Here is a 13,486-nt window from a genome sequence, read left to right as displayed (position 1 = left end):
AAATGGCGTCGATTCCCCTTCTGCGGGGGAAAGGGCTGATTATACCGTCCGCGGACGGGTACGCCGTGCCTAGGGCCTGGCAGTCGGCGGCGGCGGGTCCGTCACGAAACCGATCCGCTCGAGGCCCGCCTGCTGCGCCGCGCCCATGACCTGCGCGATCACCTCGTAGCGCGTGGAGCGCTCGGCGCTCAGCTGGATCTCCGGCTGGTCGCTCTGCTTGCCCGCTTGCGCGAACCGCTCGCGCATCTGCTCGAGCGTGATGACAGTGCCGTTCCAGTAGAGTTTGCCGGCGGCGTCGATGGAAAGGGAAATGGTTTGCGGCGTCTGGCGCGCGGGCGCGGCGGCGACTTTCGGCAAATCGAGCCGGATCGCGTGCGTGAATAAAGGCGCGGTAATGATAAAAATCACCAGCAGCACCAGCATCACGTCGATCAGCGGCGTCATGTTGATCTCGGCCATGGGCGCGGCCGTCTGCTTTTTCTCCAGTCCGCCGAATGCCATGTCGCCTCCTTCTGCCTGAGCGCGCGCTTAGTGGGTCGAGACCGGGTGGGCGCGCGCGGGTGCCTGAGCCGGCTCCGCCGGCGCGCACACGTAGGCATGCAGATCGTGCGCGAAGCCGTCGAGTTCTTCCGACAACTGCCGCACCAGCCGGCCGAGCACGTTGTACGCCAGCACCGCCGGAATCGCGACCACGAGGCCGAAAGCGGTCATGATCAGCGCCTCGCCGACCGGCCCGGCGACGTTTTCGATCTGCGCCTGACCGCTCGCCGCAATGCTGCCGAGCGCGTGATAAATGCCCCACACGGTGCCGAGCAGACCGACGAACGGCGCCGTGCTGCCCACCGAGGCCAACAGCACCTGGCCGAATTCGAGCCGCCGCTGCGACGCATTGAGCGCCTGGCGCAACGCCCGCAACACCCGCTCGCCACGTTCGACGCGGGCGAGCAGCGCACCCGGAATATCCACCTCGGCCGCGTGAAGCGCCGCTTCCGCAAGCGGCGTGAAGACCCGCTCGCGGTCCGCGCGCCTTAACGCCGCCACGCCTTCGGACAGCGTGGGCGCCTGCCAGAACTGGGCGATCGCGCGCGTGGCCTGACGTTTGGCGCGCGTCAGGATCCAGCTTTTGACGATCAGAAAACACCAGCTCGCAATCGACATGGCCAGCAGCACATAAGCGACGCCATGCGTGATCGCGTCGCTGGTTTGCAGGTAATGGATGATGCCGCTGCCGCCTGCCATCTGACCTCGCCGTGGAGTAGGGATTGCACGAGCGCGCCGGGGGACGCAATCCCCCGGTTTTTGCTCAGAATACGTCGAACATAGCGTTGAACGCAGCGTTCAACGCAGGCCGAGTACGTCCTGCATATCGAAAAAGCCGGTTGCGTGGCCTTCGAGGAAACGTACAGCACGAAGCGCGCCTTGCGCATACGACAGACGGCTCGCCGACTTGTGCGTAATTTCGATGCGCTCGCCGATGCCCGCAAACAGCACCGTATGGTCGCCGACGATATCGCCGCCGCGAATCGCCGAGAAACCGATGGTGGACGGGTCGCGCTCGCCGGTCACGCCTTCGCGGCTGTAGACCGCGCAGTCGTCGAGATTGCGGCCGAGCGCATGGGCGATCACTTCGCCCATCGTCAATGCCGTGCCGGACGGCGCGTCGACCTTGTGGCGGTGATGCGCCTCGATGATTTCGATGTCGTAGCCGGTCGCGAAATGCTTCGCGGCATATTCGAGCAGCTTCAGCGTGACGTTCACGCCCACGCTCATGTTCGACGCGAACATGATGGCGATCCTGTCCGCCGCGGCGCGCAGTTGCGCCTTCTGCTCGTTGTCGAAGCCGGTCGTGCCGATCACCATTTTCACGTTGTGGCGCTGCGCCGCTTCCAGATGCATCAGCGTGCCTTCGGGGCGCGTGAAGTCGATCAGGTAATCGGATTCGGCGAACACGCGCTCGACGTCGTCGGTCAGCGTGACGCCCGTCTGTTTGCCGAGGAACGCGCCCGCGTCCTGACCGAGTTGCGGGGAGCCCGCGCGGTCGAGCGCGCCGGACAGCGTGGCGTCGGCATCGTTGAGGACTGTTTCGATGAGCATGCGGCCCATACGGCCCGATGCGCCAGCAATGGCAATTTTCATGGCTACGAGGGTTCGAAAGGACAAAACCCGGCAAGGCGGGCGAAAGCGGCGGCGGGCAGCACCCGTGCGCCGCGCATGACTGAACCAGCAGAGAACCGCACGGACGCCGCGCGCCGCGGTTGCCCGTGCGCGGCGTCCGTCTTAAGCGTGAGTCTTAAGACAGGGACAGCGCGATTAGCCGCCCGTTCCCGAAACCGGCGAAGAGGTCAGCGGCGCATTGTACGTCGGGCCGCCATTGCTGCTCTGCGGGCCCGTCGGTCCCACCGGATTGCTGTTGTCCGTATTCGGATTTTGCGGCGGCGGCGGACGATGGAACTGGAACTGCGGCTGCCCATTGCCCGTGGGGCTTTGCTGCGGGATACCGCCGCCATTGGCGGTCGGCGCGGTCGGCACGGACGGACGCGCGTTCGGCGACAGCTGCACCGCATTGGTCGCACGATTGGCGGCTTGCGCGGCTTCCGCGTTGGCGTCCGTGGACGGTACCGCCGCTGCGGTAGCGCCGGCGACCGACGGCGAACGCGTGGTGTCGAGCGTGACTGGCGCGGCTGCGGCCGCCGGCGCGCTCGCGCCGCTGGCCGCGCTCGCCACGGCTGCCGCGGCCTTCTTCTTGCCCAGCTTGTCGCCGTCGATTTCAGCCAGCAACTCGAGGTTGGACGGCAGATCCTCTCCGCCCGACCAGCTGGCGACGCGGTCACCCGCGAACATCACCACGAAGTCGCGCTGCTGGACGACACTAGTCGAGCCGCGCTTGAAATAGAACACGTAGTCCCAGCGGTCCGCATGGAACATGTCGGCGAGGAGCGGCGTGCCGAGCAACTGCTTGACCTGGGCGCGGGACAAGCCGACCTGCATCTGTGCAGCCGCTTCTTTCGAGACGAAATTGCCTTGCACCACCGTGATCCGGTACGGCGTGATGCTCTGGGCAATACGCTGTGTCAGGCTGTCGTAAGTGGAACATCCGGCAAGAACCGCGACAGTCGCAACAGCGATCAAGGTACCCCGCATGCGGCTCCCCCGGTAGATCAATTGAGATTTTGAAATCATTTCACTCACCGTGCGGGCCCGCTGACGAGCCGCGCGAGTTTCATTCCATCGAAGATGACCAGAACGGCAAAAACACATTACTATGAGAGCCCAGCATTGTACTCTAGGGATCCCTTGTCATGACCAATCCAACCGATCTCAAGAATATCGGGCTCAAGGCGACCCTTCCGCGCCTCAAAATCCTTGAGATTTTTCAGCACAGCCCGGTGCGTCACCTGACCGCCGAAGATGTGTACCGCAACCTGCTGCACGAAGAACTCGATATCGGGCTTGCAACCGTGTATCGCGTGCTGACGCAATTCGAGCAAGCCGGCCTGCTCTCGCGCAGCAATTTCGAGTCGGGTAAGGCGGTGTTCGAACTGAATGAGGGGTCGCACCACGACCACCTCGTGTGCCTCGATTGCGGGCTCGTCGAAGAGTTTTTCGACTCTGAAATCGAGAGCCGTCAGCAGTCCATCGCGAAGGAACGCGGCTTCAAGCTGCAGGAACACGCGCTGGCTTTGTACGGCGCCTGCATCAAGGAAAATTGCCCGCATCGCAAGCATTGACGCGAGGCCGGCCGCGCTGGGGTGCGCGGTCCGGCGGGCAAAAAAAGACCCGGCCGAGGCAAATCGGCCGGGTCTTTTTGCATCTGGCGCGCACGTTTTGTGCGGGCCGTTTACGCCCCTATTCCACCAGTTCGGCGCTCGCTTCGAACGTCAGCCGCCATGGCTGCGCCAATGACAATTCGTCGCAATTGGGCTGCTCGCCGCCACGGTCGACCACCACGAAATCGCTCACCCGGTCGAGCGCGAGCAACGGGTGATGCCAGACGCCTTTCGCATAGTTCACGCCCTGCCACGCATCGGTCCAGAAGGCGCGCATTTGCGCCGGATCGAATTCGCCGGCCGGCGCGACCACCACCAGATAGCGGCCCGCCGTTAAGGGAATGAAAGCCTGACTGCCGAGCGGGTGCCGCTCCATCATCGTGATCTCGACCGGCAGGGCGCGCGGCTGCGCGCGAAACAGGCTGATCAGCGGCCGGCCGCCGTTCTCCGTCACGTCGACGCCGGCGAGGTCGTGATAACGCTCGGTCGTGCCCCCGTTGATGGCGAAATGACGCGCCCCGTCCAGTTCGATGACGTCGCCGAACGGCGCGAAGGCCGCGCGCGTAAGCCGTTCCATCTGCAATGTCTTCATCGACGCCACTCCTCCGTTATGCGACTTCGCCCCACAGGCGCAGGCGCGAGACGCCGCCGTCCGGAAAGATATTGAAACGCACGTGCGTGACCGGGCCCAGCGACGCGAGGCTGTCCGCGAAGGTGTGGACGTGGTCCATCTGCAGTTTCTGTTCGTCGAGCAGCACGGGCCAGAACATGGCCTGCGTGACGAGCGAATCGTCGGTGCCGCCCGTCACCGACGCGGCCTGCAGCGAACAGCGGTCCGGGAAGTTGCCCTTGAAGTGCGCCGTGTCCACTTCGATCTTGCGGATCACGCCCGGCCGCGCCAGCGCGACGATCGCCCAGTCGTTGCCCGGCTCGCGACGGCGCCGGGTTTCCCAGCCGTCGCCCATGTTGACGCCGCGGCCCGGCATCAGCATTTGCGAGGCCGGCCCGAAGTGCTGGTTGTTCGCCGCGACCAGATACGCGCCGTTCTCGATGGCCGCCAGATCCAGCAGCGTGCCGCGCTCGACGCGCTCCCAATCGCGCTTCGGCTGCCCATACACGCGCAGGCGGGCAAGGCCGCCGTCCGGATACAAATTCACGCGCAGATGCGTGAAGGCACGCGCGTCGTTCACGTCGACGTAGTGGTGCTGGTTGCCCTGCAAGGTGGTGGCCGGCACGAGCGCCTGCCACTCTGCGTTCTCGGGCGGCACCTCGCCGTCCACGTAGCAGGCGTCGATCGACGCGGCCGGCGGAAAGTTGCCGGTGAAGTGGCTCGTATCCAGATCCACGCCGTGCACGACGCCCGGGCGCGCGAGGCGGATCACGCAGAAATCGTGGCCGGTGGTGCGCTTGCGGCGGGTTTCCCAGCCGTCCATCCACTTGCCGTGGTCGTCGTATTTGCCGGGGATGAACACCGCCGGCTGGGGTTCGAGCATGCGTTCTTTCGGCGCGAAAAATTCGTCGCTCGCGAAGAGCGCCTTCGCGCCCAGACGCGGGTCGGCGAGGTTCATGTAGCGACGGGTGAAAGCGGGAGCGTTGGGGTCGAGGATCGGAGTGGCCATAGTCTCGGTCAGGCGACGAAAAAGTGAAGGAGTGCCGGCATGGGCAGCCCCTGCCGGCGCAGAAGGCGCGCTGCGTCGGCGCGCCGATTCGAAAGCGGTTCAGACGGCCGGAGCGGGTTCGCCTGCGGCGGGCTCGGCGTCGTCGCCGGCCGGCACGTAGCGCAATGCCGCGTCGCGGTTCAGCACGCGATGCGCGCGCGCCCGGTCGATATCGTTTTCCCACACGGAGACCACCACCGTCGCCACGCAGTTGCCGATCAGGTTGGTCAGCGCGCGCGCAATGCCGACGAACCAGTCGACCGGCAGGATCAGCACGAGGCCGAGCACGGGGATCGCCGGAATCGCGGACAACGTGGCGGCCAGAATCACGATGGCCGAGCCGGGAATGCCATGCGCGCCCTTCGACGTCACCAGCGAAACCAGCACCACCACGATCAGGTCGTGCATCGACAGCGGCGTGTTGGTGGCCTGCGCGATAAAAATCACCGCGAGCGTGAGGTAGATGGAGAAGCCGTCGAGATTGAACGAGTAGCCGGTCGGAATGACGAGACCGACGGTCGAATCCTTGACGCCCATCCATTCGAGCTTGCGCATGATCTGCGGCAGCACGGCGTCAGACGAAGCGGTGCCGAGCACGATCGACAGTTCTTCGCGCAGATAGCGGATCAGCTTGAAGATGCTGAAGCCGGCCAGCCGCATGACGACGCCCAGCACCACGACTACGAACACGAAACAGCTCGCGTAGAACACGAGCACCAGCATGCCGAGTTGCTTGAGCGACTCGACACCATACGTGCCGGTGGTGAAGGCGATCGCCCCAAGCACGCCGAGCGGCGCGAGCTTGATGATGAAACCCATCACGCGGAAAAACACCTGCGACAGTTCGTCGATCAGGCTGCTCACGCGTTGCGCCTTATTGCCGAGCAGCGACAGCGCCGAGCCGAACAGCACCGAAAACACCAGAATTTGCAGGATGTCGCCGGCGGCGAAAGCGTTGATCGCGGTGTCGGGGATGATTTTCAGCAGGAAGCCGGCCGTGTCCTTCAGGCTCTTGGCGTGCTCGGTGTACGTGGAGAGCGACGCGGGATCCAGCGAGCGCAGATCGATATTCATGCCGACGCCAGGACGCGTAACGTACGCCAGGACTGCGCCGATCACGAGCGCGATCGTCGTCATCACCTCGAAGTAGACCACGGCCTTCAGGCCGACGCGGCCCACTTTGCGCAAGTCGCCGGCATGCGCCATGCCGCTGACCACGACGCAAAAGACGATCGGACCGATCACCATCTTGATCAGCTTGAGAAAGCCGTCGCCGAGCGGACGCAGCGATTGGGCGAAATGCGGGTACACGGCGCCGATTACGATACCCGCCACCAGCGCTATGACGACCCGGCCAAACAGCGAATTGAAAAATTTCAACACGGCTTCCTCCTGGTTGCGATTCATATCTGTTCAGACTGGTCCGACCAGTGCTGTTATGTCGAATAGTAGGAAGCCGATATACTGACGTCAAGGTTTCATAAAACAGTGTTTACCCGCTGTTTTTGCAGCGGTTTCAGGCCGGATCGGCGGTGGCGAACGGTACGCCGCACGAGCGTTCGGACCGCGTATTACAATGCTGGTCAGACCGCGCTTACAAGTGAGACAACCATGAAAAACGTCCCGCATACCGTGACCGATGCCGCCATCGCGACCATCCGCGAACGGATCGAAGCGGGCGTCTATCCCGTAGGCAGCTTGCTGCCGGCCCAGCGTCAACTGTCCGAAGAACTCGCGATCAGCCGCGCTTCCCTGCGCGAAGCGCTCTCCACGCTCGAAGCGCTCGGTTTGCTCGTGATCAGGCCCGGCAAGGGCGTTTATGTGGAAAGCGCGCAGGCGTCGGCCGCGCAGTCGTGGCGCTTCGCGGAGCAATCGTCACTGCCTGATACGTATCAGATGCGCTTCGCGTTGGAAGGCTTTATCGCGCGTATGGCGGCGCTCGCGGTCAGCGATTCCGACCTCGCGTGGTTCGAAGAGAACATCACGGCCATGCAAACAGCGCTCGCCTGCGACGAACTCGATGAAGCCGCCCGGCTCGACTACGACTTCCACATGCGGATCGTCAGCATTGCCGGTAACGCGGCGATCGAGTCGATCCTGAGCAGCAGCGCGGAGATCATGAAGGAAAGCCAGCGCATGCCGTATTACCGGCGTGAATTGGTGCTGTCTACGTACAACGAGCATCGCGTGATTCTGGATGCGCTCAAGGCGCGCGATTCCGCCGCGGCCGGCAAGGCCATCGAAACGCATATCTCGAACGCCGCGCAGCGCGCCGGCGTCTATTTCCCGACTCCGCAACCGCAGTAGGCGAAAAAAAAACCGCTCCGAAGAGCGGTTTTTTTCTGCCTCCGCCGACTCAAACCGGCTTTGGCAGGCATAGCTAGCGCACGAAGCGCCGTGATTTACTTCGCGTTGGCCAGCGCCACAGCCGTGTCCAGCATGCGGTTCGAGAAGCCCCACTCGTTGTCGTACCAGCTCGACACCTTCACCAGACGGCCCGACACCTTGGTCAGCGTCGCGTCGAACGTCGACGAAGCCGGGTTGTGGTTGAAGTCGATCGACACCAGCGGTGCGTCGTTGTAGCCGAGGATGCCCTTGAGCGAGCCTTCCGACGCTTCCTTCATGATCGCGTTGACTTCTTCGACCGTCGTGTCGCGCGCGGCGATGAACGACAGGTCGACCACCGACACGTTGATCGTCGGAACGCGAATCGCGTAGCCGTCCAGCTTGCCGTTCAATTCCGGCAGCACCAGGCCGACCGCCGACGCAGCGCCGGTCTTGGTCGGGATCTGGCTGTGCGTGGCCGAGCGCGCGCGGCGCAGGTCTTCGTGATACACGTCCGTCAGAACCTGGTCGTTCGTGTAAGCGTGGATCGTGGTCATCAGACCGTTCACCAGGCCGATCTTGTCGTTCAGCGGCTTGACGAGCGGTGCGAGGCAGTTCGTCGTGCACGATGCGTTCGAGATCACCGTGTCCGATGCCTTCAGCACGTTGTGATTCACGCCGTAGACGATCGTGGCGTCGACGTCTTTGCCGCCCGGCGCCGAAATGATCACCTTCTTCGCGCCGCCCTTGATGTGCGCGCTGGCCTTTTCCTTGGTCGTGAAAAAGCCCGTGCATTCCATCACGACGTCCACGTTCAGCTCGCCCCACGGCAGTTCGGCCGGGTTGCGGTTGGCCAGCACGCGGATCTTGTCGCCGTTGACGACGAGGTATTCGCCGTCCACCGACACTTCGCCCGGGAACTTGCCGTGCGCGGTGTCGTATTGCGTCAGGTGAGCGTTGGTCTTGGCATCGCCGAGATCGTTGATGGCGACGATTTCGATATCGTGCTTCTTGCCGTTTTCATAGAAGGCGCGCAGCGTGTTGCGGCCAATACGGCCGTAGCCGTTGATTGCGACGCGAATCGTCATGGTCTATCTCCTGATGGCTGAAAAAATACTTCCAGGTTCGTCTGACCGGCAGCGTTGCCGCGCGTTCGCACGCGGAACGGCAACGCTTGTCCAGGATCAGCCGAGTGCGGCTTTTGCCGTCTCTACCACGTGTTCGACGGTGAAGCCGAAATGCTTGAACAGCACGCCAGCCGGGGCCGATTCGCCGAACGTGTCGATGCCGACCACGCCGCCTTCCAGACCCACGTACTTGCGCCAGAAATCCGTCACGCCCGCTTCGATCGCCACGCGGCGTACGCCTTGCGGCAGCACGCGTTCACGGTACTCGGCGTCCTGCTTGTCGAACACGGTGGTCGACGGCATGGACACGACGCGCGCCGCGATGCCTTCGCGCGCCAGCGGCTCGACCGCGTTGAGCGCCAGTTCGACTTCCGAACCGGTGGCAATCAGGATGATCTTGCGCGCAACGATCTCGTCGTTCCAGTCGCGCAGCACGTAACCGCCCTTCTCGATGTTGGCGATCTGCGCGTCGGTGCGCTCCGAAAACGGCAGGTTCTGACGGCTGAAGATCAGGCACGACGGGCCGTGATGCTCGACCGCGTGGGTCCAGGCCACCGCGGTCTCAACGGTATCAGCCGGACGCCACACTTGCAGGTGCGGAATCAGACGCAGGCTCGCAACATGTTCGATCGACTGGTGGGTCGGGCCGTCTTCGCCCAGACCGATCGAGTCGTGCGTGAACACGAAGATCGATGGCGCTTTCATCAGCGCGGCGACGCGCAGCGCGTTGCGGCTGTAGTCCGAGAACGTCAGGAACGTGCCGCCGAAGGCCTTGAAGCCGCCATGCAGCGCGACGCCGTTGATCGCGGCGCTCATGCCGAATTCGCGCACGCCGTAGTTGACGTAGTTGCCGGCAGCCTTGCCTTCGGCGTTCACACGCACCGGCTTGGCGGCCTTCCAGTTGGTCAGGTTCGAACCGGTCAGGTCGGCGGAGCCGCCCAGCAGTTCCGGCAACACGGCCGACAAAGCCTCGATAGCCTGTTGCGATGCCTTGCGCGTCGCCACGGTTTCCGCGCGCTCGTTCGCGCCGGCGATGATCGCCTTGGCCTTTTCCTTCCAGCCTGCCGGCAATTGCTTCGCGTCGCGGCGCTTGAATTCAGCGGCTTCCTGCGGATATTTGGCGGCGTACGCTGCAAATGCCTTGTCCCACTCGGACTCGTTGCGCGCGCCCGCTTCCGTCGCGTCCCACGCCGCATAGACCTCTTGCGGGATCACGAACGGTTCCCACTTCCAGCCGATCTTCTCGCGCGTGGCCGCAACTTCCTTGTCGCCGAGCGCCGAGCCGTGCGAATCGTGGCTGCCGGCTTTGTTCGGCGAGCCTTCGCCGATCACCGTCTTGCAGCAGATCAGCGTGGGTTTGTCGGATTGCTTGGCCTGCTTGATGGCTGCGTCGACCGCCTCGACATCGTGGCCGACCACGTTCGGGATCACGTTCCAACCGTACGCCTCGAAGCGCTTCGGCGTGTCGTCGTGGAACCAGTGCACCACTTCGCCGTCGATCGAGATGCCGTTGTCGTCGTAGAACGCGATCAGCTTGTTCAGCTTCAGCACGCCCGCGAGCGAGCAGGCTTCGTGCGAGATGCCTTCCATCAGGCAGCCGTCGCCGACGAACACGTACGTGTGATGGTCGACGATCTTCGCGTCAGGCTTGTTGAATTCGGTGGCGAGCAGCGACTCGGCGAGCGCCATGCCGACCGCGTTCGCCAGACCCTGTCCGAGCGGGCCGGTGGTCGTTTCGACGCCCGGCGTAATGCCGTATTCCGGGTGGCCCGGCGTCTTCGAATGCATCTGGCGGAAATTCTTCAGCTCTTCGATCGGCAGATCGTAGCCGGTCAGGTGCAGCAGCGAATACAGCAGCATCGAGCCGTGGCCATTGGACAGCACGAAACGGTCGCGATCGGCCCATTGCGGGTTCTTCGGGTTGTGACGCAGGTGACGCGACCACAAAGCCACGCCGATTTCGGCCATGCCCATGGGCATGCCGGGGTGGCCGGAGTTCGCTTTTTGAACGGCGTCCATGGACAACGCGCGGATCGCGTTGGCCATCAAGGAAGTGGGTGCGGGAGACGGGGTCGTCATGTCGAGTCCGGAGACAGAGTCAGAAGGCGGTACGCGCTTGAGGCCCGGATGCTCGAATGCCAGTTCACTCGGGCGCACGGTGCGGCGCCAGGAGACGCGAAACGGGCAGAGCAAACGGACAAGGCTGAAAGCGTGACATTCTAACAGAACGTTGCCCGCCCCCCGCCCGGAAAGCCGCCTGGTCGTGCGGCGCGATGCGTCCGCCGAGGCCACGACGCGCTTCGCCCTTTACAATTGCGCAACCTCAACCCACCGCGCTCCGCACGGAGCCCGCCCGCCGTGAGCGCTCCGCTGCTGTTCCGACCGAGTCCCGACGCCGTCTACGGATTTCCGCACGCGAAGCGCGTGGCGCGGGTCGATTCCCCCTATCAGCGGATCGAGGTCTGGGACACGCCGCAGCTCGGCCGGCTCTTCACGCTCGACGGCCGCCCCATGACCTCCACCGGCGACGAGTTCATTTATCACGAATGCATGGTGCATCCGGCCGCGCTGGCGCATCCATCGCCGCAAGCGGCGCTCGTGCTGGGCGGCGGCGACGGCGGCGCCGCGCGGCAATTGCTGCGGCACGCGGGCATCGGACGGATCGTGGTCGCGGAACTGGACGCGGAAGTGGTCCGCCTGACGCGCGAGCATCTGCCCGAAGTACACGGCGGCGCCTTCGACGATCCGCGCGTCGAACTGTTGATCGGCGACGCCGCGCGCTACGTCGAAGCGGCGGCGCCGGCGCAGTTCGATCTGGTCGTATTCGACCTGACGCCGCCCGATTCACCCGCTGCCGGTCTTTACACGCAAGCCTTCTATCAGCAGCTCAAGCGGGTCATGAGCCGGACCGCCGCCGTCTCCGTGCACCTCGGCTCGCCGTATTTTCACGCCGAACGCATCGCACGCCTGATCGAGGACCTGCGCGCGGCGTTCGCCATCGTCCGCACCATGAACACGTTCATTCCGCTATACGGCTCGCTCTGGATGATGGCCACCGCCAGCGACACGCTCGACCCCGCCGCCCTCACCGCCGAGACGCTCACCGAGCGCCTCGCCGCGCGCCGAATCGACGCCCTGATGCATTACGGCGCGGCCATGCACGCCGGACTATTCTCGGCATCCCGCTCGGTGCGCGATAAACTAAGTCAATTCTTAAAGCCAGCGAGCTAACGCGTGGGCAAAATGCACGGTTCCGTCGCACTGCGCTATCGGCATATCGATATGCGGCCGTCCGCCTGGACTCGCAGCACCTGCCCCGCCAACCCTTTGGATCCGGAGAACCCCATGACCGCCTCCCGCCCCGCCGGTGTGCCCTGGTTGACCCCCTATCTGACGGTGCGCGACGCACGTGCCGCGTCCGCGTTCTTCACCGCGGCGTTCGGCTTCGAAGTTCGCGACAGTGTCCAGGACGACGGCGTCGTCATGCATGTCGAGATGACCTATCAAGGCCAGTTGATCGTGATGTTCGCACCGGAAGGCGCGTTCGGCTCGGCGGCGAAAACACCCAAAAGCGCGGGCGCCATCGCACCGCAATCGTTCTATGTCTATGTCGACGATGTCGACGCGATTTACGCGCGGGCGCTCGCCGCCGGCGCAAAATCGCTGAGCGAGCCACAGGATCAGTTCTGGGGCGACCGCTTCGCCCAGGTCGAAGATCTGGACGGCTACCGCTGGGCGCTCGCTCGCCACCTTTCGTGAACCAATGAGTATTTTTTTGATGCCACGCTTTTTCGTCGGTACGCCCCTCCAGCCCGACGACATCATGCAGCTTCCCGATGACGTCGTCAGGCATGTGCTCGTGCTGCGTTTGCAGCCCGGCGATTCGATCGTGCTTTTCAACGGCGAAGGCGGCGAGTACAGCGCCGAACTCGTCGAGGTCGAGCGCCGCTCGGCCAAGGTAAGAATCCGCGAATTCCGCAATATCGAAGTCGAAGCGCCGTATCGCCTCACGCTCGCGCAGGGCATCGCCGGCGGCGACAAGATGGACTGGCTGATCGAAAAGGCGGTCGAGCTCGGCGCCTCGGCCTTCGTGCCGCTGACCACCACGCGCAGCGTCGTGCGTCTGACCGGTGAGCGCGCGCAGCGGCGCCATGCGCATTGGCAAGGCATCGTGCGGGCGTCGTGCGAGCAGTGCGGGCGCAATCGGCTGCCAGAAGTGATGCCGGTGCGGGAGATCGCCACCTGGCTGGGCGCGATGCCTCGCACGCCGGAAGAAGGCGACCTGCGTATTCTGCTGTCGCCACGCGCCAGCATCAGCTTTTCCGCGTTGCCCGCCGAGCCGCCGAAAGGTCGCGTGACGGTACTGGTCGGCCCTGAAGGCGGTTTTTCCGCCGCTGAAGAAGCGGCCGCGACGGATCACGGGTTCACCGCCGTCGGCCTCGGCCCGCGCGTGATGCGCACTGAAACTGCCGGCATCGCCGTGCTCTCGGCGCTGGCTGCCGGCTGGGGCGGCTGGTAAGCCGCTTCGGCGCCACGACGGCCGCGTTGATCGAAAGCGGCGGGCTGTCCCGGGATCGCTGTCAGGGGCAGAAAAAGCAAAGGCCCGCCA

General features: G+C 64.3%; 14 protein-coding genes. 5 read left to right on the top strand and 9 right to left on the bottom strand.

Features of this window, described 5'->3' with window-relative positions:
• Window positions 1–69: 69 nt before the first annotated feature.
• From CJU94_RS08050 to CJU94_RS08035, 4 genes are all read right to left on the bottom strand, one after another.
• Window positions 70–501, bottom strand: a complete 432-nt coding sequence (locus CJU94_RS08050; RefSeq protein ID WP_095418236.1) for an ExbD/TolR family protein — start codon at window positions 499–501, stop codon at window positions 70–72.
• Window positions 502–528: 27 nt separating this feature from the next.
• Window positions 529–1,239 (bottom strand): MotA/TolQ/ExbB proton channel family protein, encoded by a 711-nt coding sequence (locus tag CJU94_RS08045; protein ID WP_095418235.1) that lies wholly within the window; start codon window positions 1,237–1,239, stop codon window positions 529–531.
• Between the two features lie 99 nt (window positions 1,240–1,338).
• Entirely contained in the window at window positions 1,339–2,136 is a 798-nt protein-coding gene (gene dapB, locus CJU94_RS08040) for a 4-hydroxy-tetrahydrodipicolinate reductase (protein ID WP_095418234.1), read from the bottom strand.
• Between the two features lie 174 nt (window positions 2,137–2,310).
• Entirely contained in the window at window positions 2,311–3,141 is an 831-nt protein-coding gene (locus CJU94_RS08035; protein ID WP_095418233.1) for an outer membrane protein assembly factor BamE, read from the bottom strand.
• A gap of 158 nt (window positions 3,142–3,299) precedes the next feature.
• Between CJU94_RS08035 and fur the strand changes: the two genes are divergently transcribed.
• Entirely contained in the window at window positions 3,300–3,728 is a 429-nt protein-coding gene (fur, locus tag CJU94_RS08030) for a ferric iron uptake transcriptional regulator (protein WP_095418232.1), read from the top strand.
• Between the two features lie 118 nt (window positions 3,729–3,846).
• On the opposite strand, the gene CJU94_RS08025 is transcribed toward fur, so the two are convergent.
• The 3 genes from CJU94_RS08025 to CJU94_RS08015 form a co-directional block, all read right to left on the bottom strand.
• Complete coding sequence (locus tag CJU94_RS08025) at window positions 3,847–4,359, bottom strand: ureidoglycolate lyase (RefSeq protein WP_167397521.1); 513 nt, start codon at window positions 4,357–4,359, stop codon at window positions 3,847–3,849.
• 16 nt (window positions 4,360–4,375) lie between these two features.
• Window positions 4,376–5,386, bottom strand: a complete 1,011-nt coding sequence (gene alc, locus CJU94_RS08020) for an allantoicase (protein ID WP_095418230.1) — start codon at window positions 5,384–5,386, stop codon at window positions 4,376–4,378.
• 99 nt (window positions 5,387–5,485) lie between these two features.
• Window positions 5,486–6,808 (bottom strand): C4-dicarboxylate transporter DctA, encoded by a 1,323-nt coding sequence (locus tag CJU94_RS08015; protein ID WP_095420258.1) that lies wholly within the window; start codon window positions 6,806–6,808, stop codon window positions 5,486–5,488.
• Window positions 6,809–7,036: 228 nt separating this feature from the next.
• On the opposite strand from CJU94_RS08015, the gene CJU94_RS08010 reads away from it, so the two are divergent.
• The gene (locus CJU94_RS08010; RefSeq protein ID WP_095418229.1) at window positions 7,037–7,732 is read left to right on the top strand and encodes a FadR/GntR family transcriptional regulator; all 696 of its coding nucleotides are present in this window, start codon (window positions 7,037–7,039) and stop codon (window positions 7,730–7,732) included.
• 95 nt (window positions 7,733–7,827) lie between these two features.
• Here the strand turns inward: CJU94_RS08010 and gap are convergent, their stop codons facing one another.
• Both gap and tkt read right to left on the bottom strand, forming a co-directional pair.
• Entirely contained in the window at window positions 7,828–8,838 is a 1,011-nt protein-coding gene (gap, locus tag CJU94_RS08005) for a type I glyceraldehyde-3-phosphate dehydrogenase (protein ID WP_095418228.1), read from the bottom strand.
• 96 nt (window positions 8,839–8,934) lie between these two features.
• The gene (gene tkt, locus CJU94_RS08000; protein WP_095418227.1) at window positions 8,935–10,956 is read right to left on the bottom strand and encodes a transketolase; all 2,022 of its coding nucleotides are present in this window, start codon (window positions 10,954–10,956) and stop codon (window positions 8,935–8,937) included.
• A gap of 279 nt (window positions 10,957–11,235) precedes the next feature.
• Here tkt and speE point away from each other — a divergent pair, with 279 nt between their 5' ends.
• The 3 genes from speE (at window position 11,236) to CJU94_RS07985 (ending at window position 13,396) form a co-directional block, all read left to right on the top strand.
• A complete protein-coding gene (gene speE / locus CJU94_RS07995) occupies window positions 11,236–12,108 on the top strand; it encodes a polyamine aminopropyltransferase (protein ID WP_095418226.1) in 873 nt (290 codons plus the stop codon).
• Between the two features lie 114 nt (window positions 12,109–12,222).
• Window positions 12,223–12,636: a VOC family protein gene (locus tag CJU94_RS07990; RefSeq protein ID WP_011489849.1), complete on the top strand. Its 414-nt coding sequence runs from the start codon at window positions 12,223–12,225 to the stop codon at window positions 12,634–12,636.
• A 19-nt stretch (window positions 12,637–12,655) separates the two neighbouring features.
• A complete protein-coding gene (locus CJU94_RS07985; protein ID WP_095418225.1) occupies window positions 12,656–13,396 on the top strand; it encodes a 16S rRNA (uracil(1498)-N(3))-methyltransferase in 741 nt (246 codons plus the stop codon).
• Window positions 13,397–13,486: the final 90 nt, after the last annotated feature.

Source organism: Paraburkholderia aromaticivorans, assembly GCF_002278075.1.
GTDB classification, from domain to species: Bacteria; Pseudomonadota; Gammaproteobacteria; order Burkholderiales; family Burkholderiaceae; genus Paraburkholderia; species Paraburkholderia aromaticivorans.
Note: the sequence above shows the minus strand (reverse complement) of the source record. Positions and strands in the feature narration are given on the sequence as shown.

Bases quoted from the DNA above. Each gene is read 5' to 3' on its own strand.
- CJU94_RS08045 (WP_095418235.1), bottom strand. From the start codon at position 1,239: ATGGCAGGCGGCAGCGGCATCATCCATTACCTGCAAACCAGCGACGCG.
- fur (WP_095418232.1), top strand. From the start codon at position 3,300: ATGACCAATCCAACCGATCTCAAGAATATCGGGCTCAAGGCGACCCTT.
- tkt (WP_095418227.1), bottom strand. From the start codon at position 10,956: ATGACGACCCCGTCTCCCGCACCCACTTCCTTGATGGCCAACGCGATC.
- CJU94_RS08010 (WP_095418229.1), top strand. From the start codon at position 7,037: ATGAAAAACGTCCCGCATACCGTGACCGATGCCGCCATCGCGACCATC.
- CJU94_RS08050 (WP_095418236.1), bottom strand. From the start codon at position 501: ATGGCATTCGGCGGACTGGAGAAAAAGCAGACGGCCGCGCCCATGGCC.
- gap (WP_095418228.1), bottom strand. From the start codon at position 8,838: ATGACGATTCGCGTCGCAATCAACGGCTACGGCCGTATTGGCCGCAAC.
- dapB (WP_095418234.1), bottom strand. From the start codon at position 2,136: ATGAAAATTGCCATTGCTGGCGCATCGGGCCGTATGGGCCGCATGCTC.
- CJU94_RS07985 (WP_095418225.1), top strand. From the start codon at position 12,656: ATGCCACGCTTTTTCGTCGGTACGCCCCTCCAGCCCGACGACATCATG.
- CJU94_RS08025 (WP_167397521.1), bottom strand. From the start codon at position 4,359: ATGAAGACATTGCAGATGGAACGGCTTACGCGCGCGGCCTTCGCGCCG.
- CJU94_RS08035 (WP_095418233.1), bottom strand. From the start codon at position 3,141: ATGCGGGGTACCTTGATCGCTGTTGCGACTGTCGCGGTTCTTGCCGGA.
- alc (WP_095418230.1), bottom strand. From the start codon at position 5,386: ATGGCCACTCCGATCCTCGACCCCAACGCTCCCGCTTTCACCCGTCGC.
- CJU94_RS07990 (WP_011489849.1), top strand. From the start codon at position 12,223: ATGACCGCCTCCCGCCCCGCCGGTGTGCCCTGGTTGACCCCCTATCTG.